Here is a 4,994-nt window from a genome sequence, read left to right on the forward strand (position 1 = left end):
CGGTTCCCATTCAGATGCGGTACAAAATAATATCGCTTGGTGTAAGGGCACAGCAATGCTGTGCCCCTACGGGTGTACCTTACTAGGTCGAGAAACGCTATATAAGGTCTGTGCAGTTGCTAAAATAGATTCTCCTACTTGATAATTTGGTAATTTACATTAGATCCTCAATAATGATCGGTAAGTGGGTCAAATTAAATATAAAACCTCACCCTGCTCCGGCTTCCCTCTCCTTACTAAGGAGAGGGATTGAGGATGAGGTCTGATCTTATATTTAATTACGCCTACCTACTTATGCCAACTTTATTATTCCCTAAAATTATTGACTAATAACCCATTAAATACTTTCAATTCAGGAGATGGCTGATAATTACTGGTAGTTCCACCCTAAATATCGTACCTGCTCCCACCTGACTAGCAAGAGTAATTCTCCCTCTATGAAGGTCTATACACTTCTTAACTATCGCCAAACCTAATCCAGTTCCTGGCGTATTCCCAACATTACTCGCTCGGTAGAATGGTTCAAATAAGTTTTGCTGTTCTTCTGGTAAAATACCAATACCTTCATCTTGAATTAGAAAAACTGCGCTTTTATCTTGAACTAATAAATCAATTTTAACATTACTGCCATGTCGTGAATATTTGACAGCATTTGACAGCAAATTGCTCAGTATCTGTCGCAAAATTTTCTTGTCTATACAAGCTGTAAAGAGATCGTCTATTGATGAATTACCCCAGTACTGGGGACAGAAGGTTAAAGTATGGTTGGGGGAACTTAGTTGAATTTCCTCTACCAAGGAGTGACAAAAATCAACCAATCTAATACAAGTTGGTTCAAATGCTAGTTTTCCTGCTTCAGCCTTATTAATTAGCAAAATATCATCTAAGAGTTGAGTAGTATGTTGGACGTAAGTCTGAATACATTGGAGATGTTTCTGCTTTTTTTGTTCATCCAGTTTATGGCTAAAAGTGTTTAAAATTCCAGCAGAAGAAGCAATCACAGCTAAAGGAGTTCTGAATTCATGGGAAGTCATAGAAATGAAACGAGATTTTAACTCATTTAGTTCTTTTTCCTTCTCTAAAGCTTTACAAATATTTTCTTCAGCTTGTTTGCGTTCGCGTATATCTTTAACTACCCCAATTACATAAATAGGTTTGCCAATGGGATCTCGAATTAGAGAAACTGTTAGATTTACCCAAATTACATCACCATTTTTATGTAAATAACGCTTTTCTACGGAAAATGTTTCTACTTCTCCTGCAATTAACTGTTGCAAATTATTGAGATGGTTTTTTATATCTTCTGAATGTGTGATATCTCTAAAGTTTTTCTTCAATATCTCTTCTGGGCTATAGCCTAAAATTTCACACAAGTTTTGATTAACTTTAATAAAATGACCATCTAAAGTTTCTAGTTTGATTCCCACAGCTGCTTGATTAAAAATAGCGCTAAGTTCTGCCTCACTTTTTTGTAAATCTAAAGTGCGTTGCTTAACCCTAAGTTCTAAATCTTGATTGAGTTTTTGTAAAGCTTCTTGCGCTCGTTGCCGTTGCAGTTCAGCAGATGCTCTAGCTGCAAATACTTTGAGAATTCCTTCAAATTTATGGTGGTCAGGTATGGGCTTTTTATCTACTATACATAGTGAGCCAATCGGTTTACCAAAATCATCACTTAAAATAACTCCCATAAAACTCTCGGCTTGCATCGCCACCCATCTTTCAGCAGGAGGGAAAAGTTGCTGAATTCCTGAAGGACAGTAGTAAAATCCTTGCTTGAGCAAAATTTCACAAGCCGTTGATTCCGGGTCATAGGAAATATTAGATTGTAAATGCCCATCAGACCAAAATCCTAAAGTGTGAACTTGCCCATCAATTAATTCAGTTACGAAAGTATGAGGAACATCTAAAGTAGAAGAAATATGCTCAACTAATGCAGGGAAAAAGTCACGCCCGGTAGTAGAAGCAGTACTTTCTATCAAACTTTGTAAGGCTATTTCAGCTTGTTTGCGTTTAGTAATATCAATTCCTACTGCAACAGCAGCTGTGTTATTTTGATATTTTTGAGCAACGAGCAAGTAATTGCAGTTTTTACCGTTTATTTTGGCATCAATAACCCTAGAATCTGCCACATCTTGCCTACTTAAAAACTCACGCATAAATTCTGTAAATTGCAGACTGTTTTCCATAAAGCCTAATTCTTGACCAATAAAAGCATCGGTAGTCAAGTTAAAACTTTCAGCTAAATGGCGATTAACTCCTAAATAATATCCATCAGAATTGACCCAAGAAACAAACCCAGGTACTGCATCTAAAACCGTTTGTAATTGCTCTTTTGCTTGTTGCAGATTTCTTTCTGCTCGTTTGTATTCTGTAATGTCCTCGGAAATACACAACAGGTATTCGGGTTGTTGGTCTTTGTCATACAAAGGAATTTTAGTTGTGTGTAAAATTCTTTTGCCAAAACTAGGGTTATCAATAGGTTCTTCAGGAATATCTTGAGGTACACCAATAGCAAAAGTTTCTAGGTCTTTTTGACAGAATAAGTCTGCTTGTTCTTTCGGAAATAATTCGTAATCTGTTTTGCCAATAGCCTCATCTGCTGTGATACCAAAAATGTTTTCGCAGGTATGATTCCAGAGTTTGAATTTGCCAAAACTTTCTGTTTTGGCATCTTTAACAAACACTGCTACTGGCAGATTATTAATCATCGACTGTAAAAAATTGCGAGTCTGCTGAAGTTCCCCTTGGGCTTTTCGACTCTCGGTGATATCAATACCTGTACAGACGATATACTCAAGTTGATTATCTTGATTAAGTAAAACCTTATTTGACCAAGAAATGAAGCGTCGCTCGCTATCTTTAGTAACTAAACAAGTTTCGTAACGTTGAGGAAATTCTCTTTCTTCTAAATCTTTAAAAATTTCTTTGATCCATTGTGTTATTTCAGGTAACAACAGAATATCCCAAACAAATCTTCCTTTAACTTCATCAAATCCATAACCTGTAGCTTGTTCACAAGTATTATTAAAGCGGACAATTCTTCCCTGACAATCTAGTACAATAACTAGAGCATCTGCTAAATTCAAAATAGCCGAAATAAAATTCCGCTCTAATCGCAATTCTGCCTCGATTCTTTGGCGTTCTGCAAGTTTAACTTGTGCATAATTGTAGAGTCTGGCTTGTTGAATCGAAACTGCTAGCAGACTAGCAGGAGTAACTAATCCAATTAATTCTCCTTGCTCTCCAACAATAGGCAAATGGCAAATTTTATGTTCTCTCAGCAAATTTAATGCAGTAAAAATATCTTTGAAATCTGTTAATTTCAGTGTGATTAACTCTTTTGTCATCACTTCTCCAACACTAATTCCCTCTATATTCTTGCCTTGTGCTGTCAGCTTAATTAAATCTCTCTGCGTAATTATCCCTTGCAACTGGGAGTTTTCTATAACTAAAACACAACTGGTAGCTTGAGATGTGATGCTATCCATGTCTTTATTTAAGTTTGTCAAAGAATTGGTATTTTTAATTGGTAAGCCATCACAATTACCTGGCGCTTCATTGATTAGTGCAATTACATCTGGAAGCATAGTTTCAGAGTTAACAATGAGTGGATGATGAATGATAGTCAGTTGTAAATTATCAGAGATCACAGGGTTGTTAAGCATTATATATAGATGCATTAAATAAAAATATCTTCAACAATATCTTTACTTGTATTTTTTTAAAAAGCATCAGTATTTTCTATGATTAATTGGCTTGGATATTTTTTATGAGAATGTTATGTCATTGTGAATGGACGCAATCAGAGAAAATACAAATAAACTAAAATCATTATTTAAGTGAATAAATAATATTTAAATAAATAAAAATATAATATTCCAGATATTGAGGAATTACTTTGGTTCAGACTAAGCTGATTATTAATGGTTTCAATTCAAAAGTAATTGAGGAGAAACAGGAAATTTTTATTGATTAAATTCCGAGGATTCACTTGAATAGCTATTTTGGATCAGAGAAAAAATACTGAGTCGCTACTCTGGAGTATCTGTAGGACTGAGGAGGTTTTCTAGAAGGACGGCAGGCTGACGATAAAATCACTAGTACAGCTTGGCGGAAGCAGGCAGATCATTAAAAGCTATGAAAATTCGGTGGACTGTAAGGCTTAAAAATGGTATGTGTATTTACGCCGCATGGTACTAGCTACAGACTATTTACAGTTAGTAAGCTGCTCTGAATTTAATTTTTATAATTAGGGCGCTCATGTTGCCCACCCCACAAGAGTTTTATTTTATTATTCAATTTAGATGATTTTCAGCTTAACTATTATTCATTACTGTTTAAATATTTTTACTGTTCACTTAAGAGACTTCCAAATAAAAAATACTCAACTACTTCTTCTGGGGTGGGCAACATGAGCGCCCGTAGTCGAAGGCGCTCATGTTGCCTACCCCACAAAATTGGATAATTTATTTGTTGGAAGTTCCTAACTGTCTTAAATGTCCGCTTAACTGTCTTAACTGTCTTAACTGTCTTAACTGTCTACTTAACTATCTACTTAACTGTCTTAACTGCTATTGCATTTTATTGATAAAACTGAGATTATCTATGTTGATCAAAATAAATACAGAAAAATCATTGAAAAAAAATCCAAAATTCAAAAGTCAGCAATTATAATAGGTAAAATTGGAAATTTAGACTCCCCACCAAATTAAAGATCCCAAACTTTAAAGACTACTCAATCAAAAACTTGGTGAGGGATTAAAGCCATTTATTCATTTACAATTAGGACAGATTGATAATAAATATACATATTTTTAAGAGCAAAATTTATCTTCGTAGAAAAGCTATTTTTTAGTCAGAAAATCTTTTGTAAATCTCTAATTATAAGAGTATAGAAGGTAGTAATTTCGTCTAATTTTTGAATATATTGTTTGCTCTATTTGCAGATTATTTTTATTAGTATAACCGAGTAATAATGGTTTCAAGGAGTTCTG

General features: G+C 34.6%; 1 protein-coding gene. It reads right to left on the minus strand.

Features of this window, described 5'->3' with window-relative positions:
* Positions 1-347: 347 nt before the first annotated feature.
* Positions 348-3,665 carry a PAS domain S-box protein gene (locus V7K98_RS11710; protein ID WP_335021871.1) on the minus strand — a complete coding sequence of 1,106 codons (3,318 nt, stop codon included), beginning with the start codon at positions 3,663-3,665 and terminating at the stop codon, positions 348-350.
* Between the last annotated feature and the right edge of the window lie 1,329 nt (positions 3,666-4,994).

Source organism: Nostoc sp. (assembly GCF_036917435.1).
Classification (GTDB): domain Bacteria; phylum Cyanobacteriota; class Cyanobacteriia; order Cyanobacteriales; family Nostocaceae; genus Nostoc.

Bases quoted from the DNA above. Each gene is read 5' to 3' on its own strand.
- V7K98_RS11710 (WP_335021871.1), bottom strand. From the start codon at position 3,665: ATGCTTAACAACCCTGTGATCTCTGATAATTTACAACTGACTATCATT.